The sequence below is a fragment of the Carboxylicivirga longa genome (assembly GCF_050589825.1).
GTDB lineage: Bacteria > Bacteroidota > Bacteroidia > Bacteroidales > Marinilabiliaceae > Carboxylicivirga > Carboxylicivirga longa.
The window spans coordinates 22,873-47,078 of record NZ_JBNGOZ010000021.1 but is presented as its reverse complement, the minus strand read 5'-3'; the positions used below and the strand labels follow the sequence as shown (position 1 = coordinate 47,078).

20 protein-coding genes are annotated in these 24,206 nt (G+C 44.1%); 6 read left to right on the top strand and 14 right to left on the bottom strand.

Features of this window, described 5'->3' with window-relative positions; genetic code table 11:
• Positions 1-83 precede the first annotated feature (83 nt).
• The gene (locus tag ACRD7A_RS15605; RefSeq protein ID WP_430817953.1) at positions 84-293 is read left to right on the top strand and encodes a hypothetical protein; all 210 of its coding nucleotides are present in this window, start codon (positions 84-86) and stop codon (positions 291-293) included.
• A gap of 119 nt (positions 294-412) precedes the next feature.
• Here the strand turns inward: ACRD7A_RS15605 and ACRD7A_RS15600 are convergent, their stop codons facing one another.
• The 10 genes from ACRD7A_RS15600 to ACRD7A_RS15555 form a co-directional block, all read right to left on the bottom strand.
• Positions 413-1,420 (bottom strand): FAD:protein FMN transferase, encoded by a 1,008-nt coding sequence (locus ACRD7A_RS15600; protein ID WP_430812065.1) that lies wholly within the window; start codon positions 1,418-1,420, stop codon positions 413-415.
• Between the two features lie 76 nt (positions 1,421-1,496).
• Positions 1,497-2,627: an efflux RND transporter periplasmic adaptor subunit gene (locus ACRD7A_RS15595; protein WP_430812064.1), complete on the bottom strand. Its 1,131-nt coding sequence runs from the start codon at positions 2,625-2,627 to the stop codon at positions 1,497-1,499.
• Positions 2,628-2,657: 30 nt separating this feature from the next.
• Complete coding sequence (locus ACRD7A_RS15590; protein WP_430812063.1) at positions 2,658-7,007, bottom strand: CusA/CzcA family heavy metal efflux RND transporter; 4,350 nt, start codon at positions 7,005-7,007, stop codon at positions 2,658-2,660.
• Between the two features lie 120 nt (positions 7,008-7,127).
• Positions 7,128-7,496, bottom strand: coding sequence for a hypothetical protein (locus ACRD7A_RS15585; RefSeq protein ID WP_430812062.1), 369 nt, complete (start codon positions 7,494-7,496; stop codon positions 7,128-7,130).
• A gap of 200 nt (positions 7,497-7,696) precedes the next feature.
• Positions 7,697-8,959 carry an NADH:ubiquinone reductase (Na(+)-transporting) subunit F gene (gene nqrF / locus ACRD7A_RS15580; protein ID WP_430812061.1) on the bottom strand — a complete coding sequence of 421 codons (1,263 nt, stop codon included), beginning with the start codon at positions 8,957-8,959 and terminating at the stop codon, positions 7,697-7,699.
• 19 nt (positions 8,960-8,978) lie between these two features.
• Positions 8,979-9,614: an NADH:ubiquinone reductase (Na(+)-transporting) subunit E gene (nqrE, locus tag ACRD7A_RS15575; RefSeq protein ID WP_430812060.1), complete on the bottom strand. Its 636-nt coding sequence runs from the start codon at positions 9,612-9,614 to the stop codon at positions 8,979-8,981.
• Positions 9,615-9,632: 18 nt separating this feature from the next.
• Complete coding sequence (locus tag ACRD7A_RS15570; protein WP_430812059.1) at positions 9,633-10,292, bottom strand: NADH:ubiquinone reductase (Na(+)-transporting) subunit D; 660 nt, start codon at positions 10,290-10,292, stop codon at positions 9,633-9,635.
• 12 nt (positions 10,293-10,304) lie between these two features.
• Positions 10,305-10,997 (bottom strand): NADH:ubiquinone reductase (Na(+)-transporting) subunit C, encoded by a 693-nt coding sequence (gene nqrC, locus ACRD7A_RS15565; RefSeq protein WP_430812058.1) that lies wholly within the window; start codon positions 10,995-10,997, stop codon positions 10,305-10,307.
• A gap of 12 nt (positions 10,998-11,009) precedes the next feature.
• Entirely contained in the window at positions 11,010-12,185 is a 1,176-nt protein-coding gene (locus tag ACRD7A_RS15560; protein ID WP_430812057.1) for an NADH:ubiquinone reductase (Na(+)-transporting) subunit B, read from the bottom strand.
• Positions 12,186-12,266: 81 nt separating this feature from the next.
• Positions 12,267-13,616, bottom strand: a complete 1,350-nt coding sequence (locus tag ACRD7A_RS15555; protein WP_430812056.1) for a Na(+)-translocating NADH-quinone reductase subunit A — start codon at positions 13,614-13,616, stop codon at positions 12,267-12,269.
• On the opposite strand from ACRD7A_RS15555, the gene ACRD7A_RS15550 reads away from it, so the two are divergent.
• The 3 genes from ACRD7A_RS15550 to pruA all read left to right on the top strand — a co-directional run bounded on the left by ACRD7A_RS15550 (position 13,615) and on the right by pruA (position 19,063).
• The gene (locus ACRD7A_RS15550) at positions 13,615-15,048 is read left to right on the top strand and encodes a type IX secretion system plug protein (protein WP_430812055.1); all 1,434 of its coding nucleotides are present in this window, start codon (positions 13,615-13,617) and stop codon (positions 15,046-15,048) included. The genes ACRD7A_RS15555 and ACRD7A_RS15550 overlap by 2 nt on opposite strands.
• Before the next feature lie 490 nt (positions 15,049-15,538).
• Positions 15,539-16,702, top strand: a complete 1,164-nt coding sequence (locus tag ACRD7A_RS15545) for a DUF4925 domain-containing protein (protein ID WP_430812054.1) — start codon at positions 15,539-15,541, stop codon at positions 16,700-16,702.
• 732 nt (positions 16,703-17,434) lie between these two features.
• Positions 17,435-19,063 (top strand): L-glutamate gamma-semialdehyde dehydrogenase, encoded by a 1,629-nt coding sequence (gene pruA / locus ACRD7A_RS15540; protein WP_430812053.1) that lies wholly within the window; start codon positions 17,435-17,437, stop codon positions 19,061-19,063.
• Positions 19,064-19,143: 80 nt separating this feature from the next.
• On the opposite strand, the gene ACRD7A_RS15535 is transcribed toward pruA, so the two are convergent.
• Positions 19,144-19,920 (bottom strand): lipopolysaccharide kinase InaA family protein, encoded by a 777-nt coding sequence (locus ACRD7A_RS15535; protein ID WP_430812052.1) that lies wholly within the window; start codon positions 19,918-19,920, stop codon positions 19,144-19,146.
• Between the two features lie 186 nt (positions 19,921-20,106).
• On the opposite strand from ACRD7A_RS15535, the gene ACRD7A_RS15530 reads away from it, so the two are divergent.
• Together ACRD7A_RS15530 and ACRD7A_RS15525 are read left to right on the top strand one after the other, a co-directional pair.
• A complete protein-coding gene (locus tag ACRD7A_RS15530) occupies positions 20,107-20,415 on the top strand; it encodes an FtsB family cell division protein (RefSeq protein ID WP_430812051.1) in 309 nt (102 codons plus the stop codon).
• 47 nt (positions 20,416-20,462) lie between these two features.
• Positions 20,463-20,786 (top strand): hypothetical protein, encoded by a 324-nt coding sequence (locus ACRD7A_RS15525; protein WP_430812050.1) that lies wholly within the window; start codon positions 20,463-20,465, stop codon positions 20,784-20,786.
• Positions 20,787-20,791: 5 nt separating this feature from the next.
• On the opposite strand, the gene ACRD7A_RS15520 is transcribed toward ACRD7A_RS15525, so the two are convergent.
• From ACRD7A_RS15520 to ACRD7A_RS15510, 3 genes are all read right to left on the bottom strand, one after another.
• Complete coding sequence (locus ACRD7A_RS15520) at positions 20,792-22,045, bottom strand: glycosyltransferase family 2 protein (protein ID WP_430812049.1); 1,254 nt, start codon at positions 22,043-22,045, stop codon at positions 20,792-20,794.
• A 58-nt stretch (positions 22,046-22,103) separates the two neighbouring features.
• A complete protein-coding gene (locus ACRD7A_RS15515) occupies positions 22,104-22,706 on the bottom strand; it encodes an OmpH/Skp family outer membrane protein (RefSeq protein WP_430812048.1) in 603 nt (200 codons plus the stop codon).
• Between the two features lie 417 nt (positions 22,707-23,123).
• Positions 23,124-24,203 carry a PorP/SprF family type IX secretion system membrane protein gene (locus ACRD7A_RS15510; protein WP_430812047.1) on the bottom strand — a complete coding sequence of 360 codons (1,080 nt, stop codon included), beginning with the start codon at positions 24,201-24,203 and terminating at the stop codon, positions 23,124-23,126.
• Between the last annotated feature and the right edge of the window lie 3 nt (positions 24,204-24,206).

The window sequence follows — 24,206 nt, the reverse complement described above, 5'->3', positions numbered from 1 at the left end:
GCCTAACAGTAAATTTTAGTATTTTTGTGCCGAAATTAAAAGGAGAGATTATGTGGCCGGTTTTATTAGTAACAATTTTGTTGATGGGGATTGTCTTTATTCTGATGGCAATTCGTATTATACTTCAAAAAAACGGGAAGTTTCCCAATTCACACATTGGTGGCAATAAGGCGCTTAACGATAAGGGTATTTACTGTGCCACCACACAGGATAAGTTGGCTCGGAAAGAGGCCTTCAAGATTAAACCATTGAAACTGGATGGTGACTTTGAGAGTCAGACCACCAGCTGTTAATAAAAAAGTGCTGAGCTGAAATTAATATTTTCAGGCTAACGCTGCTAAGTAAAATACAAAGGCCGCAGGTGTTGCTATAACAATACCTGCGGCCTTTTTGGTTATTGATTATTAAACAGTTAGTTTGTATCAATGATGAATTTTGAAAAACCCTCGGTCATGGCCACTTCATAGGCCTCATCTTCCACGCCATCCAATATAAAGTAGGCCTCCAGACTGCTGTCTGCCTTCACTAAAGCCATGCTCTTTTCAAAGCCCAGCACCATAAAAGCAGTGGCGTAGGCATCGGCTGTCATACAATCGGGTGCCAGTACCGACACGCCCAGCAGACGATGATCAACGGGATAGCCGGTATAAGGGCTGATGGTATGGGCGTATTTTTTACCGCCTTTAATATAAAAGTTACGATAGTTACCGGAAGTAGCCAGCGCCACATCACTGATACCAATTATTTCCTGCAGCTGACGATTTAGCACCGCCGGATCATCAATGGGCTTGTCGATACCCACGCGCCAGCTTTTGCCCTCCGGGTTATGTCCTTTCACCCGCATTTCGCCGCCTATCTCCACCATATAGTTGCTAACGCCATAATCCTCCAGTAATTTGGCAATCACATCCACCGAAAAACCTTTGGCAATGGCACTGCCATCCAACATTATTTCAGGACGGTCTTTTACAAGGCGCGTTCCCTTCAAGTGCACCTTGTCCATGCCCACGAAATTCCGGATGGAATCGATGGCGGCCTCTGTGACACTGTCTTTTTTTGAGAAACCAAAGCCCCACAGATTAACCAATGGAGCAATCGTCATATCAAAAGCCCCATTGGTAGCCGCTGTTATTTCTTTAGCCGTGTTAAACACCGCCCGAAAATAAGCATCGGTCTCATCCGACTCATTCCGGTTGATCTTGCTGATCACCGACTCTTCTTTATAAGTGGACATGGACCAGTCAAAGGCATTTAAGGTGCTCTGAATGGTGTCGGATAAATCTTCTGAAGCCTCATAGCTCAGGTGATAAATTGTGCCAAAAATAAGACCCTCGTTGCGGATATATTCCTTTTTCGGCTGGCAGGCAAACAAGCCAAGCACGATCATGATTGTCAGCAATACATTAAGCGTTTCTCGCATCGTCATTTGTTTTAGCGAACAAATTTGGTAAAATACCTTCTTAAATCCCAAACCGGCCCACTCTTTTTCACACCTGTTAATCCACCTGCAGATTATATACTCCGCTGGTAATAACCTGTTCGTTAGGCAAGGCATTTTGTACTTCCACAAAGCCATTATAGCTATCGCCAACAATTGCCTTTTTCTTTTCAAGGAAATACAACTGACTCTCCTGTTTCTTTACAACAAAATAATAGCTGTCGTCTTCTTGCTTAACAAGCGCTTCTTCAGGCAGCCCCAAGGCTTCTTTCTGACGAGTGATGATTTGAGCCTTAACATAGGATTTATAAACAAACTCCTGCATATCTTCGGGTTTAATCGAAGCCCGGCACTCTATCGCTTTAGAATGCTCCTGCACACGCCTGGCAACAGCAGTGAGTTGTCCTGTAAACATCTCATTGTCCCTATTCACCACCTGAAATACAACCGGACTGCCGGTTTTAACAAGCGGCATATCCCTTTCATATACTGACAGACTCAGTTGCAGAGACTTCGCATCCACCACCTCGGCGATATTCTCCTGAACTTCAATACCGTCACCTATCATCAAATTCAACTGTGTTAATTCACCTTCGATGGGAGATGTAAGGAAGTAACTATCAACAATATTGCCTGCTCCAATGGACTCCAAATCGAGATTCAGGCGTTGGAGTTGCAGGCTAAGTGCATTATAATCGGCTACTACTAAACGGTACTCGCTCTCAACCATGAGAAACTCCTTTTCGCTGCCAATATTATAACCATAGAGCGCTTTACTACGATTATAATCGGCCGTAAGCTTCTTCTTTAATGCAATAGCTCTCAGATATTGTTGCTGCCAATCAATCAACTGAGCGGAAGATATTAACGCTAGTTTTTCGCCCTTCCTCACTTTTTGCCCAAGCGTTACATAGACGGCTTCCACCCGCCCCGGCAAAATCGTATTTATTTGTGCCACTCCATTGGGCTGCGCACAGATATACCCATTGGCACTTATGCCCGACTTAAAGAGCATCTGCGTAGGAGCAGCAATTTCCATCTTTTCCATTGCATACTGCTGCTTGGTGAGTTGAATAAACTCCGATTGATTCCCAGCTTCTTCATTGCTTTGTCCACCTGGGGAAGAGCATGCAAGAACAGTTAAGGTAAGGCTGGTGAATAAGGCTGATTTTATTATAATTCGTTTCATGTTGTATCGTCTGATTAAATAAAATTTATTTTACTGAAGGTAGTTAAGCTCCAGCACCAGGTTGTTATACTTATAAATATTCTCATAATAATCCTGCATTAATTGCAGGGCATTCTCCACAGTCATAATGAATTCCAGAACACTCATATCACCCAGCTCATAACTCATGTTGGCAGATTTTAGCAGTTCTTGACTCAAAGTCAGTCCAGTCTCTTCGAAGTAGCTTATCGCCCCTTGATATTTAAGCAGTTCGGACTGCAGGTTACGGTAGGTGCTGGTTAAGGAACGTCGGTAATGAGCCTGCATTTTCTGACTAATTTCAACACCTAGCTTACCCGCTTTAATTCGAGCGCGTTGTTCCCCAAAAAACAAAGGAATGGATACACCTGCGTAAACCCCGGAATAATTGTCGGCTCCTGCATGTGAGTTGGTACCGTTGTAATAGCCCAAGGAAATATCGGGCAGCAACTTGTGTTTCTCAACACGCAATAGCGCATTCTGGTGCTGCTCCTGCTGCATCAGCTTAGCCAGCTCAATGCTCTGCTCGGGTTGAAAAGCCTGAAGCGCTAACAAGCGAAGGGGCTGAGCCGGCACGGTTAACACACTATCGGTCTGCAACAATGTATTAAATTGCTCGCCGGCGATCTCGAGATCATAATTCAATTTTGTTACTACGGTTCGTATGCGCTGATGCTTGGCGAGTGCATTTAATTTCTCAACCTGACTGATGGCACCCATCGCAAAACGCTCTTCTGCATTTACAGAGAAATCGGCATACACGCTGTCCACCTGCGATAAAAGCTCTTTTCTGTTTTGCAGATAGACGATGGCATGGTAAACCTGCGACACCTCTTTCACCACTTGAAGCTTCTGTTTTTCGTAGTCCTTTTCCACCAACTGGGTGCGAATATTGTTCGCTTTTTTTTGTGTACCATAAACGGTTGGAAAGCTAAAACTTTGCTCTACTCCCAACACATTTAAAGGATGACCATTGGCAGCGATATTATTCGCATCCCGCTCATAGTAGAGCTGGGTTTTATCAATTGCATAAGCGGTAGCTGCCAGGTGCTCACTTTCTTCAATGCGCAACTGATAGGCGGCCAGCTCTTGATTATTTTCGAGGGCAATGGCCACCGCCTGCTCCAGACTAAGCTCGCCAGTTCGATTACTTTGGGCACAAACAACACTACCTGCCATAAAAAGCAGCGCTAACGATACGGCTTCTTTTCTGATAATGCGGAAAGGAAACAGACTAATGCGCTTCACGTTGTAGAATATTTCGAACAACAGTGGTAAAGCCACCATGGTTAGAATTGTGGACGTGAACAATCCGCCAATGACAACCGTTGCCAGTGGACGCTGCACTTCGGCTCCGGCCCCTGTTGAAATGGCCATTGGCAAGAAACCCATAGCGGCTGCGGAGGCCGTGAGCATAACGGGGCGCAACCTGTTTTTTGTTCCCAAAATAATTAAGGTACGTGTATCTTTAGTATTGCCATTGAGTTTTAACTCTTTGAGATGCTCTATTAATACAATACCGTTGAGCACCGCTATACCAAACAGGGCAATAAACCCAATACCTGCTGAAACACTAAAAGGCATATCTCTGAGCCATAGGGCCACCACCCCACCAACGGTGGACAAGGGAACAGCTGTGAAAATCAGGAAGGCATCGCGCAGGGAATTAAAAGCAAAGTGAAGAAAAATGAAGATCAGCGCCAAGGCTAAAGGCACGGCAAAAAGTAGCCTTCTAGTCGCATTTTTAAGGTTTTCGAACTGTCCGCCAATTTGAATATAATAGCCTGGAGGTAAGCTCACCTGTTCCTCAATCAATTGATCAATGTCAGCCACTACTGATTTCAAATCACGGTTGCGCACATTCACACTCACCACGACACGCCGGCTGGTATTCTCTCTGGATATTTTCGCCGGTCCCTGACCAATGGTAATGGTGGCCAACTCTTTCAATGGCACCTGATGGCCGCTATTCAATGGCACCAAAAGATCTTCAATATCACCCAGCTCTTTTCGGTTATGCTCAGGCAGGCGCACCACCATATCGAAACGTTTCTCCCCTTCGAATACAAGGCCCGTTGTTTCACCACCAAAAGCCATGGTGAGGTAACGGTTAAGGGTAGCAATGTCGGCTCCGTAATAGGCGATTTTACTGCGATTATAGGCCACACTCATTTGCGGTAAGCCCACTGTTTTTTCGAGAATAATATCAGCGGCTCCCGGCACACCCTCAATAAGCTGCTTTATTTCATTGGCTTTGGCATCCAAATAATTCAGATCTTCTCCAAATATTTTAATCGCTATATCTGCGCGCACGCCGGTTATCAACTCATTAAATCGCATTTCAATAGGTTGTGTAAACTCGTATTCAACGCCGGGAATAACAGAAAGGGCTTCCTTAAATAGCTCAGCCAGCTCTTCCTTGGAATCAGCCGAAGTCCATTCGCTTTTTGGGTGGAGCTTAATAATCATATCAATCTCCTCCATCGACATGGGGTCGGTGGGTACTTCTGCCGCACCAATGCGACAGACAATTTGATTCACTTCGGGAAACTTATTCTTTAAAATCTGTTCCATGCGGGTGGTCATCTCGATGGTTTTAGATAAAGACGTTCCCGTTTTTAAGACCGGCTGAATAACAAAATCTCCTTCATCCAGGGTTGGAACAAACTCGCCCCCCATGCGGGCAAACAGAATGCCTGTGCCAAGCAAGGCCACCAGTGAGAAACCCAGCACGGCTTTTTTGTGGCAACAAGCCCACCTGATGACCGGTTCGTAAGAACGATAGGCGGCCGACATTAGCAAACGGGTGAGTTTATTTTTTTTAGTGGTTTCTGGTTTAAGAAACAAAGAAGCAGCAACGGGTAACCAGGTCAAACCTAAAATCATGGCTCCTATAATGGCAAAGCTGAAAGACAGCGCCATGGGACGAAACATTTTCCCTTCCACACCGGTGAGTACCAAAATAGGAATAAACACAATAAGAATAATGACCTGACCAAAGATGGCGGAATTCATCATTTTAGAAGCCCCTGTAAAAGTCAAATCATCCATTAACGATTGCTTCTCATCAGGTGATCCTTTGGCCACTGCTCCTCTTTTTTGAGAGAGCTGAATAACAATAAACTCAACAATAATAACAGCTCCATCGATAATAATACCAAAATCGAGCGCCCCTAAACTCATCAGGTTGGCATCCACCCCAAACACATACATCATGGACAAGGTAAACAGTAAGGATAGCGGAATCATGGAACCAATTACTAAAGCCGAACGAAGATTCCCCAATATTAGAAAAACGATGAATATAACGATGATACACCCAAACACCAGGTTCTCAATCACGGTAAACGTTGTTTTTCCGATGAGCTCGCTCCGCTCCAGCACAGGATTGATGAAAACACCCTCGGGCAAACTCGCCTGCACTTCGTCAACACGCTGCTTAACCGCCTTAATCACCTCTTTAGAGTTAGCATCTTTCAGCATCATGATTTGGCCCAGCACTTTTTCTCCACTTCCATTGGCTGTGATGGCGCCATAGCGGTTGGCATGCCCCAGCTTGACATCTGCCACATGACTGATAAGCACCGGTACACCATTGCGGTTTTTAATCACAATTTGTCGAATGTCTTCAATGGATTTCACCAGGCCATCACCTCTGATAAAATAGCTCTGGTTGCTTTTCTCGATGTACGAAGCCCCCGATATACTATTATTGGCTTCAAGGGCGGTAAACACGTCCATCAAGCTAATATCCAGACTGGCTAACTGCTCCGGATTAACTGCAATTTCAAACTGTTTGAGATAGCCTCCCCAGCTATTGACTTCAACCACCCCATCGATGCCCGATAGTTGTCGTGCAACAATCCAGTCCTGGATGGTACGCAAATCCATTACCGAGTAGCGATCTTCATACCCGGGCTTTACATCCAATACATATTGGTAGATCTCCCCCAGTCCGGTAGTAATAGGACCCATCTCGGGCTCGCCAAAGCCAGCAGGAATATTGGCGGTTGCAGATTTAATTTTCTCTGCAATCAGCTGACGTGGTAAAAATGTGCCAATCTGATCGTTAAACACAACAGTCACCACCGACAATCCAAATTTTGAGACCGATCGTATTTCTTCAACACCCGGAAGGTTGGCCATCTCCAACTCTACCGGAGCCGTTATGAACTGCTCAATTTCCTGCGTGGAAAGGTTGGATGAAGTAGTGATGACCTGTACCTGGTTATTGGTAATATCGGGCACGGCACCAATGGGAATATTCACTATTGAATAGATCCCTGCCCCCACAATTGTTAAGGTAAATAATATAACGATCAGCTTATGCCGAACGCTATATCCAATAATTTTACTTAGCATATTTTTCGATTTACACCTTGCTACTTTGCAATTTACAACAAGGTTTGTATAGTAAACAAGATTTTAAACACTTATATAAATCTTCAACCTACAAAAGGTATAAAAGTTAATTATAAGCATTTAACAAGGCGAACCTCTTAAGCTGTAAACCGAATAAAAATGAAAGTCTGGACTAAAAGGAAATAGATAAAACGGATAAAAGACAGACTCCTCTATTAGCGGTGGCTCTTTGCGCACCGCATTGATAGCGAGTGCAGTTTCCAGCGCCGATGATGCTTTTAAAACAAAACGTTTTTGTCGATAGTCCTCTAAATGATAGTTGCCTGTATTGCTGTTAACAACTACATCTAAAAAATATAGAAATCCCGTTTTTTCAGGCAATTCAATCTGCTGCAGACTTTCACATTGCTCATGAGAATGTGCCAGTGAAGAATGCCCCAAAATAATTAGGAGCACCAAAGTGAACAATATTTGTCTTAACAGCTTCATCAAAAATGTATAACAGTAGCTATTTATTTTAAAAAAAGAAAACGAAGATAAATAATTTTAACTAATACGCATCTAAACGTATATTACTCTATTGCAATATGCGAGCTAAAAATCATATTTCCTATTAAAACAAAGCATTGGAACGTTTCACTCACTTAACTGCATAAAAAAGCCCCAATCAAGGGGCTTTTAAATATTATCTACGATCCGAAATCATCAAAGGCAACCATCTCATCGGGCACACCCAGATCGTACAGCATTTTGGTTACTGCGTCGTTCATCATCGGCGGTCCACATAAGTAGTATTCCACATCTTCGGGCTCTTCATGCTTGCTCAAGTACTCGTCATGAATCACCTGGTGGATAAAGCCTGTTGAACCTTCCCAGTTATCTTCCGGAAGCGGCTCAGACAGTGCAATGGTAAACTTAAAGTTCGGGAACTCTTTCTCGATGGCGCGGAAATGATCTTCATAGAATATCTCTTTCTTCGAGCGGGCACCATACCAGAATGTCACCTTACGACCGGTTTTCACGGTGTGGAAAAGGTGGAAGATATGCGAACGCATAGGTGCCATACCGGCACCACCACCAATAAACATCATCTCATTATCGGTCTCCTTAATAAAGAACTCACCATAAGGCCCTGAAACGGTCACTTTATCACCCGGCTTGCGCGAGAAGATAAAAGACGAACAAACCCCTGGATTCACCTTTTGGAAACCACCGGCCACACGGTCGAACGGAGGCGTTGCAATACGGATGTTCAGCATTACAATATTACCCTCGGCTGGGTGGTTGGCCATTGAGTAGGCACGGTAAGTAGGCTCCGGATTCTTCATCTTAAGGTCGAACAGGCCGAATTTCTCCCATTCGCCACGGTATTCATCCTCAATAATCATATCCTTGAAGTCCACATCAATCTTAGGCACGTCAATCTGGATGTAACCACCCGATTTAAAGTCCAAGGTTTCACCCTCGGGCAACTTCACTACAAACTCCTTAATAAAAGTAGCCTGCCCGTTGTTAGAAACCACTTCACACTCCCATTTTTTGATGCCCATCACTTCTTGTGGGATCTGCATGGTCATATCTTCTTTTACCTTCACCTGACAGGCCAAACGCCAGTTATTCGCTTGCTCCTTACGGGTGAAATAGCCTGTTTCGGTAGGCAGGATTGAACCGGCACCGCTATCCACCTGACAGCGACACATGGCACAAGTACCACCACCACCACAAGCCGATGGCAAGAAGATTTTATTACTACCCAAAGCCGAAAGCAAGGTTTGACCGGGCTCTACCACCAATTCTTTTTCGCCATCGTTGATATTGATGGTTACTTCGCCCGATGGCATTAGTTTTTTCTTAGCGTACAACAGGATGGATACCAGTGCCAATATCACCAAGAGGAATATTGCCACACTGGTTAGAATCACCATCGTACTATCAACTGCTAATAATGTCATTTTCTCTACGTTTTTCTTATTACAACTGAATTCCCATGAAACTCATAAATGCCACACCCATCAGTCCGGTTACAATAAACGTGATGCCCAGGCCACGTAAAGGAGCCGGAATATCCGAGTACTGAATCTTTTCGCGGATGGCAGCAATACCAACAATCGCCAGTAACCAACCAATACCCGAGCCTACGCCAAATACAGTGGCTTCGCCAAGGTTAGCATATTCGCGCTCTTGCATAAATAATGAACCACCCAGGATGGCACAGTTTACAGCAATCAACGGCAAGAAGATACCCAGTTGTGAGTATAGTGTAGGGGCGAATTTCTCAACCACCATCTCTACCAGCTGCACCATAGAGGCAATCACAGCAATAAACATGATGAAGCTTAAGAAGCTAAGGTCGAACTCAGCAAAAAGCGGTTCTTTCACACCCAGTAAATTATCTAACCATACCAAAGCGCCTTCGCTCAACACATAGTCGTTAAGCAAATAGTTAACAGGCACCGTGATACTTAGTACAAAGGTTACAGCCAATCCAAGACCGAAAGAGGTATTCACGGTTTTTGATACCGCCAGGTAGGAACACATACCAAAGAAGTAGGCGAATACCATGTTATCAATAAAGATTGACCGGATAAATATATTTATATAATCCATTTTTCTGCTTTTTTACAATTACGATTCTATCAAATCTTTATTACGTGAACGTTGTACCCAGATGATGATACCCACCACGATCAAAGCCATAGGAGGCAAAATCATGAAACCATTATTGGCATATCCCCACTGATAAAATACATCGGGAATCACCTGCATGGCTCCCAGTCCGGGCAATGTCAGGAAACCGGTTCCTAACAACTCACGGAAGAAAGCTACCACAATCAGGATAAAACCGTAACCGGCACCGTTACCAATACCGTCCAGCACGGCCGGCCAGGGCTTATTACCCAGGGCAAAGGCTTCTAGACGTCCCATGATGATACAGTTGGTAATAATCAGCCCTACGAATACCGAGAGCTGCAAGCTCACTTCATAGGCGAAGGCTTTCAGTACCTGGTCTACAATAATTACCAATGAGGCTACTACCACCAGCTGCACGATAATACGAATACGTGAAGGGATGGTGTTACGCAGCAATGATATAATCAGGTTAGAGAAAACCGTTACAAACATAACAGAGATGGACAATACAATTGCCGGCTCTAATTTAACTGTTACTGCCAGGGCAGAACAGATACCCAGCACCTGAATGGTAATGGGGTTTTGTGCTCCCAGAGGAGTTGTAATCAGCTTCAGATTCTTGGCTGAGAACAAAGGTTCTTTTTCACTACTCATCGTCACAATAATTTAGTTCTTTAAAAACTTTTCATAACCACTCAGGCAGTCTTCTAACATGGTACCCACACCCACACTGGTGATGGTACCACCCGAGATACCGTCCACTTTGTGCGGATCGCCCTGCGACTGACCCTTCTTAACCACTTCAATGGAGGCAAAATCACCGCCCTGATCAAACAGCTTCTTGCCGGTGAAAGGCTTTTGGAACATATCGGTGGTAATTTCAGCACCCAGTCCCGGTGTTTCACCTTTATGACCAAAGGTAGCACCGTAAACTGTGTTCTTATCCTCATCCAGCGACACATAGCCCCAGATGGGTCCCCACAGTCCCTTACCACGTAAAGGAATAATATATTTGGTCTGTCCGTTGTCGAGCTTACACTCGTAAATAGGGTAAGCACGCTCTGCATCACCCTTCTTTACTTCTTTGGCCATGTCCACGGTAAAAGCATCACCTTCCACCTTTTCGCCATTGGCATTAAGCACAAAAGCATTTTCGATGTACTTATTATATTTCTCCACAGCATTAGCGGCTGTGCTCTCGATCTGTACCGACTTCAGGATGTCCATCTTCTTGGCCACGGCCTCATTTTTATCCTGCATAGGCTTCAACGATTGTGCTAAAAAGGCCAGGATGGCCGCTACCACAATCACCATAACAGATGCGTACAGAAAGGTATATGTATTTCCTTGTCTATCCATTTTTCTAATTATTTAGGCAGCTACCTTAGCTCTTTTTAAACGTCGTTTGATATTTCCCTGTACCACATAGTGGTCGATTAAGGGTGCAAATGTGTTCATCAATAAGATGGCCAGCATCACTCCTTCGGGGTAAGCCGGGTTAAACACACGCACCATCACGGCCAGGAAGCCAATCAGGAAGCCGTAAATCCACTTACCTTTTTCAGTGCGGGTAGCCGATACCGGATCGGTAGCCATAAACACGGCACCAAAGGCAAAACCACCTAATAACAGGTGATGAAGCGCATCTACCTGCATCAACTCATTGGCACCCCACAGGTTAAACAACAGACCCATCACATAACCACCGGCAAATACCGAAGCCATAATCTTCCAGCTTCCAATACCTGTATAAATAAGAATGATGGCACCGATTAAGATGGCTAGAGTAGATGTTTCACCAATAGAGCCGGGGATCATACCCACAAAGCTATGCCATAAATCAAAGGCACCGCCTTCGGCAAATTTGGCCATGTTACCGCTTGCTGCATCACCAAGGGCAGTCGCTCCGGAGAAACCGTCAACAACGCCTTCGCCTTTCGCTAATCCTGATACCCAAACCTTATCGCCCGACATCATTGATGGGTAGGCAAAAAACAGGAAGGCACGTGCTACCAGCGCCGGGTTCCAGATATTCATACCGGTACCACCAAACACCTCTTTACCGATTACAACAGCAAAGGCAGTAGCTACTGCGACCATCCACAAGGGAATATCAACGGGCAACACCAAAGGAATTAGCATACCCGATACCAGGAATCCCTCCTGTACTTCGTGTCCGCGAATTTGGGCAAACATAAATTCAATACCCAGACCAACACCATAAGAAACGATGACGATGGGCAATACTTTCAGTGCTCCGTGGCCGATCATCTCCCAAAAAGAGGCATCCTGCCCCAAGGCCAGGAAATGCTGATAGCCTGTGTTCCAAATACCAAACAGCAATGCCGGCACTAATGCCATAACCACAATTGCCATGGTACGTTTCAAATCAACCGCGTCGCGCAGATGAACCCCGTTTTTGTTCGTTGTATTGGGAACAAAGAATAAGGTCTCCAGCGCATCGTAGGTCGAATGAAGCTTCTCAAACTTCGCGCCCTTTTGAACGTGAGGTTTGATGTTATCAAATAAATTTCTTAACGCTTTCAATGTTATATTTTTTAATTTGTATTGAGTACAAAGTAATGAGTATGGAGTACTAACATCTCACTACTGACTACTGACTACTTTTTAACTCAACTCTTTAATCATCAAATCAATACCTTTGCGTAGCGTGGCCTGAAGCGGCTGCTTCGAGGTACATACAAACTCACACAGGGCAACATCCTCTTCAGCCAGCTCATAAATACCCAGCTGCTCCATCTTATCAATGTCTTCAACCAGGATGGCACGGAAAAGGAACTCAGGCAGGATGTCCATTGGCAACACCTGATCGTACTGACCCGACACCACGAAAGAACGCAGCCCCCCATGCATATTGGCATCCAAACGGTATTCTTTCTTTTTACACATCCAGCTAAAGAACGAACGCGAGGCACTGAACTTACCCAATCCGGGCATAGCCCATCCCATAAATTCATAATAGTCGCCTTCAGGAATAACGGTTACCTGCGAATGGTAAGCACCCAGATAACCATCGGCATCTACCTGCGTACCTGTTAGCACATTACCACTTACATATCGAAGTTTATCGTCAGTTTTAACATTATCCTTCACCAGGGGAGCAATACTGGCACCCACCTTGGTGCGGTAATAACCTTTTTTCTCTACCTCGCTGCCGGCTAATACTACAATACGGTTGGCATCATACACGCCCTCGGAAAATAACTTACCAATGGCAATTAGCTCTTGCGGCTGTGTTACCCATACTACCTCACCTTTGTTAATGGGCAGGGTATGGTGTATTTGAACACCTACATTACCGGCAGGATGCGGCCCCTCGAAGGAATGCACGGTAACCCCCTGCAAGTTCCTAAACGCTTTTGAAGCAGCGCTATTCGGCACACCCACATGCACGTTATCACACAACCTTTTGATTACTTCAATACCGGCTTGCAATGCACTTTCCTGACCGGATAGGACAAAGTCCATATCGGGCGCAAGGGGAGCACTGTCGAAACCAGAGATGAAAAAGGCTTTAGGTGTTTCATTAGCATTGGCGATCACATCGTAAGGACGCTTGCGGATAAAAGGCCAAAGACCGGCGGCCTGAAGCTTTTCAACGATTTGTTCCTTTGACAGATCAGCAGGATTAGCAGCACCGAACTGCTCCTTATCATCTGAACCATCAGCTTTTACGACCACTTCAAGGATTTTGCGGCGTTCGCCCCGGTTAACCATGGCCAACTCTCCACTCACTGGTGACACAAATTTTATTTCCGGACGGTATTTGTCGAAAAATAAAACTGTACCCGCCTTCACCTTGTCCCCAACTTTTGCTGCCATCTTAGGCACCAAACCGTGAAAATCGGTTGGCTTAACAGCATAAAGATCGGGTAATTCGGCCTGTCCAAAAACGTTGTCGGCTTTACCGGCAAGCTGGATATCGAGACCTCTCTTGATTTTTATTACCTCTGACATGTTTGAAAAACGGTTTTTTTATTTTTACGCGCAAAAATACATAAATTTATCACTAATCCGCATATATTGCATTTGTAAAAACATTATTAGCATGGTTTATTTCAATCGATTTGATCTTCCTCATCCCTTATATAAGAGTTTTAAATCTTTTTTTTTAAATAAAAAAGGACTATTACTTGCAATACTAGTCTCCTTAAATATTACAACACAAGCCTCTACAAGTCAAATACCCACTCAAACCGCTAGTCATATACACACCGTACAGGTATATAAAAAAGGATGGAATATGTCCTACCCCATCATTAATCTTTACCCCCAGGAACAGCTTACCCTGGAATTCGATGACTTTGCCTACGACTCAAAAAACTATCAATACAGCATTGTGCATTGCACCTCCGATTGGGAACCCTCGGGGCTGATGCAAACCGAATACATAGACGGTTTTATGCCCAACGCCGTAGAGGACTATGCCTATTCGTTTAACACAACATTTGATTACATCCATTACACACTGGATTTTCCCAACGACGATATTAAGCTTAAAGTATCGGGCAACTACCTTATTAAAATCTTTGAACTGGGCTACGAAGACGAACCTATTCTGGTGCGTCCTTTTTATGTAAGCGAACAAGCTGTTAGCATTATTCCGCGCATCAAGTACACCGGCAATGCCAATTACCGTGCTTCCATGCAAGAGCTAAACTTCAGCATTCAACATCCTAACTTCCGCATCGACAACCCGCGCGATGAAGTAAAAGTGGTATTGCAGCAAAACGGCCGCTGGGATAATCGCATTGATGACTTAAAACCGCTGTTCATCCGCCATCAGGAGCTGGATTACTCGTATAACCATGAGAATCTATTCGACGGCGGCAACGAATACCGCTGGCTCGATATACGCAGCACGCGCTTTGCTCCGGAGCATGTTGCCAATATTGAATTTTTTGATCCCCACTATCATTTCACCCTCTTCCCCGACAACCTAAGGGGCAAGAAACCCTATTTCTACCGCGAGGACTTCAACGGTAAATATTACATTGAGGTGAAGGAATATCCGGATGCGACTATTGAAGCCGACTATGCTTACGTTCATTTTAAACTGCCGCTACAAGCTCCTCTTGTGGATGGAGATCTGTATGTTGTTGGCGGCCTCAGCAATTGGCTGCTTAATGATAATAACCGCATGCGCTACAACCTCAATACCCACACCTACGAGACAACACTGCTACTCAAGCAGGGGTTTTACAATTACCAGTACCTGTTTTTAGAAAACAATACTACTCGCGCTGAAGTAGAACGCTTTGAAGGTAACTATGGACAGACTGAAAATGACTATATCATCTATGTGTACTATAAAAGCTTCAGCGACAACTATGAGCGGCTGATCGGTGTTAATATTTCCAACTCACTAAAGCACAGTATCAAACAATAAATAATTACTGCAATATCTTGCAGCCAGCACTCAACCTTCTCCGTTTACTTTGAACTATGGCGCATCTGTTAATCTGAACTTGATTTCAAAGTTGAAATCAGCATTTCGTCTGCTCCCTTTTTTAATCATTTGTTGTTTACAAAGCCAACAAACATAAAACTCCGACGATCAGCGCTTTAACTTTAAAATTTTTTGTTAATTTTAACTAACCCAAACAACAACAATATGAACGCGCCAAAACTTTCTTCCTTTCTTCCGCTGCCAAATAATGTAATTACCCCGACCAATCTTATTTCTGAGGAAAAACATCTTTTGCAAACGTGGAATATATTTCCCTTTAGTTTTAAATACTACATGCCTTTAGAGAAGTTCTCACCTTAACCTTTGAATAATCGTTTCAAACAGCCAAAACGCCCTTTCATCCATTAAAAATAATTGCAGGAAGGAGAAGAATTTACTTTTGTACCTCAAATATAAATTTACAATTAAGATGAAAAAGAATTATTTATTGTATGCCTTGAGCTTTATGCTCACAGCCAGTGTTTTTACGGCTTGTAGCGATGATGATGATCCGGTTGTTAGTCCTGTTGAAGAGACGGTTTATACCGATGCCACAGGCTTACAGCTGACATACAACGATGCTGCCATGTTGGGTAAACAAATCACTTATACACCCAATGTAGCGGATGTAACTAAAGCCACCATTACATTAGCCGGTGAGCCCTTAAACCTGACTGCACAGACCAAAAGCACTGAAGGAATCGCCTCTCCGGGCATTATTCCTGGCGAAGCAAGCACAACACTTAATGTTGAAAACGTTGTGATTACCGGCGACAAAGTAACATTTACCGGCACTGATGAGGCCAACGGCCGAACAATCACCTACACAGGTGAGGCAAGTGCTGATGCCTTAACCTTAAACCTAAGCGTTGAATTACCCGCCACGCCTTTGGATGGCACTACATGGAATGTAATTACAGGAGAGAATAATGCTCCTATTCATATTCTTTGGGACGCTGATCCTTTCATGTTTATGGGAAATCCTGAAGGATGGGATATGCAAAGTGCTTTAAACTTGATCATGATGATGACCAAAATAGAAGAGCAAACAATACCGCAAATGTTATGCGGTGTACTTAAGTCTGTTTCCTTCTTACCCAACGGCAATATTCAGGCCGAATACAAAGACAGCCTGAAAGCAGCTGAATGGTTAACATCACCCCTGAACATTGCTATGTACACTGCCAATGAAAGTGATATTCGTTTGTACCTGAACCCCGGGCAAATCATTGCCAGTGCCACTAAAAGCACAAAAAGTACTGATCCTAATGCGGCAATTGCTGCCTTAATTCAGCAAATTGCACCCATGTTGGGCGAAGGCATTCCTTTGACTTACAAAACGGACGAACAAGGTGCTATGATCGCCTACCTGGACGAAACTACCTTGCTACCCTTGCTACAAACTGTAGCTCCTATGTTTGAGGACGAAGCATTTGTGAACATGATCGTTGAGTTACTTAAGGCTCAGGCACCTGCTGACATGGCAGGAACAATTGATTTATTTCTAAAACCTGTCCTTGTCGCCATACCTGAAGTCGTAGCTTCTACTCGCTCAATGGAAATTGGCTTAAAATTAACGCCAAACGCCAACTAACATTACACATAGTTTATACGTTCAAAAGGCTGTCTTGTAAGAGATGGCCTTTTTTTGTCTGCATATTTCGCCGATGAACACAGATGACTTTTAAGCAAAAAGTAAGTGTTATAGAGTTGATTACATAAGCTTTGACCAGATGAAAAATATTATCCCCCTTGGAAAAGGGGGATTAATTTATCAACAGCCCACAACCTAAACGCCTCAGGGGGATTGAATTTCTGTCCGCAGATTTCGCCGATGAACACAGATTACTTTCCTACGGAAAGTAGGTGTTATAACAGTAATAATGTGCCTTTTGACTGACTAAATAAAGTTTATCACCCTTGGAAATAGGGGATGGAATCATCAACAGCCCACAACTCAAACGCCTCAGGGGGATTGAATTTATCTCCACAGATTTCGCCGATGAACACAGATGACTTCCCTGTGGAAGTCAGTGTTATGATGTTGATTATATGTCATGCAACTAGCTGAATTGGATTATCCCCCTTGGAAAAGGGGGGATTAATTTATACGCATTTGCCAAGTTAAAAAGTACAGGGGGATTGAGTTCCATCTGACCCTTAAAAAAATAAAATTGAACAAATGAAAAACCAACCAAACCCTGACATAATTCATGTACATCGATTTTAGAATTTCATAGATTTGTTATCATCCTGATACATTGGGATATTAAGCCTGGTTCATCCGTTATTGTATTAACTAGTTACTAACAGAAAAAATAAATCTATGCCAAAAGGAATTTTTCAAGTACCGCCGGCCGTTAATGAGCCAATTAAAAGCTATGCTCCCGGAACACCCGAGAGAGCCGAGCTGAAAGAAATGCTGCAAAAACTTCGTTCCGAAGAACTGGACATCCCCATGTTCATAGGCGGCGAAGAGGTGCGAACAGGTAATAAAAAGCGCATTCACCCACCCCATGAGATCGCCCACACCCTTGGTTATTATCATCAGGGCGATGAAACGCACGTGCACAAGGCCATTGATGCTGCTTTAAAGGCTCGACAAAAATGGGCCAACCTGAGCTGGGAGCATCGCGCCTCTATCTTCCTGAAGGCCGCTGACCTGCTGGCAGGCCCCTACCGCCAGCTGATTAATGCCGCTACCATGCTGGGGCAGTCCAAAAACGCCTTTCAGGCCGAGATAGACTCAGCCTGTGAGCTGGCCGACTTTTTCCGCTTCAACGTGCAATACATGACAGAGATTTACGCCGGTCAGCCCGAGTCGGCACCCGGCATATGGGATCGCGTTGAATACCGACCGCTGGAAGGTTTTGTTTTCGCCCTCACCCCATTTAACTTTACATCCATAGCAGGTAACCTGCAAAGCGCACCGGCCATGATGGGTAATGTTACCGTGTGGAAACCATCAAAAACTGCTGTTTACTCGGCCTATTTCCTCATGAAGCTATTCCGCGAAGCCGGTGTTCCCGACGGCGTTATTAACCTGGTATATGCCTCGGGTCCGGTAGCTGCTAAAGAGATATTTTCACACCCTGACTTTGCCGGTTTCCATTTCACAGGCTCAACAGGTGTATTCCAAAGCACCTGGAAGGCCATAGGTGATAACATTGCAAAATACAAGACCTACCCACGCATCGTTGGTGAAACGGGTGGTAAAGACTACATACTGGCGCATAAATCGTGTGATGCCAAAGGGGTAGCTACAGCCATTGTGCGGGGCGCCTTTGAGTATCAGGGACAGAAATGCTCGGCCGCCTCACGTGCCTATATGCCGGCCAGCCGCTGGAAAGAGATTTTAGGCCTGGTGAAAGAGCAGATGAAAGAGGTGAAGATGGGGCCTCCCGAGGACTTCAGTAATTTTGTGAATGCAGTGATTGATGAGACCTCGTTCGACCTACTGGCCAGTGCCATTGATGAAGCCAAAGCCAGCCCCGAGGCTGAAGTAGTAATTGGTGGTGGCCACGATAAGTCGGTGGGTTATTTTATTGAGCCAACCATTATTGTAACCAGCAATCCTCGCTACAGAACCATGCAAGAAGAGCTTTTTGGGCCGGTGTTAACCATCTATGTATATGAGGATAATCAATTTGAGGAAACCATGGACATATTGGATACCACCTCTATCTATGCCTTAACGGGATGTATCTTTGCTCAAGATCGATATGTGATTGAGAAAGCCACTAAACGCCTGGTAGATACAGCCGGTAACTTCTACATCAATGATAAGCCCACGGGTGCCGTTGTGGGACAGCAGCCCTTTGGCGGGTCACGCGGATCGGGCACTAATGACAAAGCCGGATCGGCCATTAACCTGATGCGCTGGGTAAGCCCCCGCACCATCAAAGAGAATTTTGTTCCGCCTCACGACTTTAAATATCCTTTTCTTGCAGAATAAGCATTGTTATTGATTTTGATAAGGTATAAAGGCTCCACATTTGGAGCCTTTATTGTTGGGAATCATAGAAACCCACCCACTTAATGTGCCAGCTGCACCACTGACTTGAGAGCGTGCAAAAATCGTTTCGTATAACGTCTTTTAAGGCGAAGGTAGGACTTCAGAAACATCACCTCGTAGATGGTATCATCTTCGTCGATCTTTTTAATATGCGCGTAATATTTTGCCAGCACGGTTAAATACTCGGGATTGGAGCTTATCTGCTGCAGATTACGCAGGCCTTCGTGGTAATTAATTCGCCTTTTAAAACGTACCCTATTCAAATCAATCAGCAGATACTGATAGCGATTATGACCCATGTTTTTAACCAATACATTGGTGCCGTTAAAATCCTTATGAAACACTCCGGCGGCATGCAATCCATTAATCATATAATTAACAAACCCACTAACAATCGGATGCTTATCAGGGGAGTTACTATCTAAAACTTCGGCAAAGCTGAATTCCACCTCTTCGAAGCGGCAGATAAAATAGGAATGCGTAAGATAATGGCACGCATTATATACTTCTACATAAGCTATGGGCTCCGGCGTATCAATACCTAAAACTGCCATACGACGCGCGTAATTATAGGAACGTTGAGCTTTGGACTTTCGAATATAGGAATACATGACCCGATTAAATAGTGTGGGCTTACCATAAGCTTTGACACATAAATCTGTGTCTTGAATCTTTATTCGCTTAATTTTATTGCGCTCATCCCAAATCAATTCTCCATCCTGCTCAAAGCAAGTATGAATATTCTCAATATAAGAACGGAGATGTGAATACGCTTTTGCTATTACTATTTTCCTCATAACAAAAATCAACAGCTAATTATATAACAAACTTAAAGCACTCACCTTGATTATTTTAAAATTAGTGCATGAAGCTGCCCTATCCTGGATTAAACGGACGGAAAGCGCATAGTGCGCACGTGTATTTTAGGCATAGCTATGCTTTATTAGCACATAAAAGATTACCTTTGTATAAACCTTTAGCCAATGCAACGATCAAAATTTAAAACATACATCAGGCCACTCATCAGTAATAAATTTTTTCTGGCTGCTGTGGCATTTATTGTTTACATAGGCTTGTTTGATCAGAACAGCCTCATTGATCGTTATCAACTATCGCGGCGTATCAAACAGCTGGAGAAGGAAAAGCAACATTACATTGATGAAATTACTCAAAACAACCGTAAGATGGAGGAGTTGCAAAGTAGCCGTGATAACCTGGAGAAATTTGCCCGTGAAGAGTACCTGATGAAGAAAAAAGGCGAGGTGATTTTTGTAGTCGAAGAGACTGACTAAAAGAAGTTGTACCTCTTCATCTCCTAATTGAATAACAAACCATTACAATGAATATTTATAAATTTTTCAGTGTCGTCTATTACCTGGGGATGGCACTTGTTTTTTTAGGTGTGCTAATGCACATAAGCGACATTTATTACGGCGCCTGGGTTTTTGCCGGAGGCTCACTGATTATGCTGGGCATAAGAGCATACAACAGAGCAGTATGTCACGACATCAATAAACGTGTTAATACCATTTTACTATACAGCGCCGCCATGCTGCTGCCCGCAAGCTGGGCCATGCTAACTGGGCGCCGCTATTGGATACTTTTCATCCTCCTTACGGCCGTGCTGGACAGTTATGCCAGTTTTCGGCGCATTAAAAAGTAAAGGGCTTAACACTCCTTTTTTTCCAGTTGCCGGTATGCCTGCAAAAGGGCACCGGCATCAAACACATCCAGCATTATGCCACGCTGCTGTTCATAGAGGCTTAGCGCAGCATCAAACACCGGCATTTTATCAACAAAATGCCGGTGTACATAATTGAGGTAGCGAACCACCCGAAAAGCGTTAAAAACCTCATAAAAACGCTTCTTAAAGACCGCTAATGAAGCACAGTTCTCCTTCACTGGCTTTAAAGCCCTAAAAAAATCGGAATTCAGTAGGTAACTGCGAATACGACCGCTCAGTTGGTAAGTGAAAGCCTCGTACTGATCTTCATCAAGGGTGTAAAGCTCATCTTTAATCTGTAAGAAATCCTTTAAATCCAAAAAAGCCTGTAGATTATAAGTAGCATATTCCTCCCCTGACCTTACAATGCCTTTGACCGAGGGTCCTGTGCCAAAGGGAACACGGTCCGATGGGCGTGATGAAGGATATACCGTAGTGGTATTTAAATCACAGAAACCACCTTGCTGAATCACTTTTTGCAAAAAATAAAAATCTTCACCGGCTTGTTTACGAGGCATCCCTCCTGCCCTTACATAAGCATTGCTACGTACGGCAAAACATGAGCCTACAGTGTGATAAGCCAAGGGAAAACCGGCATTGCGCAATGCCTGCACATAATAACGCAGATGCAACTCATACTCGGCGATGGCGGCATACACAGCAGCACCGCAACTTCCCTCCAACGGATGCTCAAAGTAAATACTACAGGCATTCATACTTGTGTCCTGAAAAGCTGATGTGAGCGCGCTAAAATAATTCGGTTCCACATGGCAATCGGCATCCAGTGATGCAATAATTCCTTTGCCCTTACCCTGCTGGTAGAAAGACCAGGCAGCATAATCCATTCCCACTTTACGGGCGTATCCCACACCTGCATGCTTTTTAGGTATGTCAAAGGCGGTAAGGCAACGGATATTCAGATGACCACTCGCTGGTGAAAAATACCCCTGCACTTCGGCCATCAGGCGATGCTGCCGTTCCTTAACAAGGGCATCGGCCAGGGTGGCATAATTAAAAACAAGGATGAGTTCAACCGGCTGAGCGTAATGCTTGGCCGCCGCCTGCAGACTTTGCAAAAGATCGGGTAAGGCATCCTCTTCGAGGTAAACCGGCACCACCACTTTTAGCTCTCCTTCAACAGGGGCATCTGCGAAGTTAAGTCCGTGCTTATTAAAGTATTTTGTAAACAGTTTATCCATCAATAAAAAAAGGGCAGAAGTCCACCGACCTCTGCCCCCTTATAGTTTTTATACTGTATTATTTTGTTGCTGCTTTGTGGCGTGCATTTAAAGCGTCCACAATCTCACCTGTGATATCAACACCATCAGCGCCATAAAGCACATTATCACCCAGTGTATTACTTAAAATCACCTTATAGGGCTTGGTTTGCGTGTAAATCTCCAGGTAGTTAATAAGGGTATCGCGTAACTGGCGATTCAACTTATCCTGCTCTTGCATCAGCTCATTGGTAAGTTGTTGATTCAACTGCGCCAAATCCTGCTCGGCTTTGGCCAAGCGCTGTTGTTCTTTTTGTGCGCGTTCCATGCTTAAAAAACCGTTATTCTGAAGTTTACGCTGAAACTCAACTGCATCCTGACGAAAAACCTTGGCTTTGCCATTGAAATCCGCACGAGAGGCTTCTTCCTTACTCATCAATTGTTCATTCACCTCTTTAGCATAGCTATAGTTAAGCAGCAATGAGTCAGTATTTATATAAGCTACCGAATACGCATCTCCGCCCGTTTCATTACCTGCGACTACCTGGGGCTGCTTTGATCCAGAACCGGTAAAATGTAATACAAATAATATAATAACCGCAATTAGCAATACGCCGTTCAACACTGTTGATAATTGTTTCATACTTTACTTGTGATATATTTAACTAAGATTTTACGGACAACAAATATAGGTGATTACCCTACATATAAAAATATTTGCAACTTTTTTTTACTTAAGCCATCACGCCTGCATCAGGCTTTATCAAAACTTGTCTAAGGTTAATCAAATCGGCATGCTCTAACAAAAAACAGACAGTATTTATTAGTCAGCGATATAGCCGAAGAAATGAGCGTGGTTTAGTTTCCGATAGTCAAAAATATGTGTCCTAACAATAATCAAGCACGGTATTAACAAATATTTTTTATAGCATCCTTCGAACAGCGCGTTAAGCCTTCACTTCAATCCTAATGTGAACCAGCCTGAAATGAGCTAAACATGATGACTACAGGCTGCCCTTACAACATTTTCTGCCAAAAAACACGAGCATTAGTTAAGACACTAAAAGAAAGAACGCGTACGTCGTCGATACTTCGATCCTGAACCACCAATGCCAGGCGCACTGCAAGGAATTGCTCCTCTTGAGCTACGCTTTTTAAAACCTTTATTGAAACGAAAGATTAATGAAAGCTCATTGGCCCCATTGCTGTAACCACTTAATTCGGATAATGTCCAGTCGTAACTATAGGCAATTCGGGCAGGCCCCACATTGATACCCATAATAAAGATCAAGCCATCGTGATTAACGAGGCCACCACTGGAGGCGAAAGGAAGTCCCCGATACCACAGTCCTAATTCAATGGGATTGATGTACCAGTATGTACCAATATCGAGCTGATTGAAATTTTGCTGCATACGGTAATTAAAGGCCAGGGTAAGACTCTGATCGTTATTACGTCGAGATCGTTGATTATAGTGAAATTTATATCCCCCGTACAATGATGTTTTAATGGGGTGATGCGTTTCCAGGTCAGTAGTGCTAATATCGCTCTTCACCAGGTTATGCACGGCTGCGCCCAACCAGAAATTGCTACTGTAGATCATGGCGGATGCGGCGGCATCAAATTGTTTGTGATTATACTCTCCATTGCCAGAGCTCCCGCCCGGTGTGCTGCCGCCATTAGCATCCTGATCGGAAGGAAAAATGGCATTGATAAGATCCAGATTACGCTCCCGATAGGCAAACTCAATTCCCGGACGCACAAAAATATCACGTGCTACCTCAATTTCATAGGCGTATAAAGCACTGATACTTTGCTGCACAATGGCACCCTGTCCGCTGTCGTCGCGCAGCAACATGATGCCCACTCCACTGTTGTAATCGTCAAAAAAATGATCGGCCGATATGGCATAAGAGCGGAAGGCACGTGAAAGACCGGGCCACTGATCGCGATAGGTCATACTGGCACGGGTTCCGTCACTCAGCCCCGTGAACGAAGGACTAAGATACAGGGGAGTAGCATACATCTGTGAGAAGGATACATCCTGTGCCGCAGCTTTGCCTGCAAGCAAGCAAGCCACGACTACAAGGCATCCCTTAATAAACTTATATATCCGATTGGTATTAACGCTCTTTATCATACT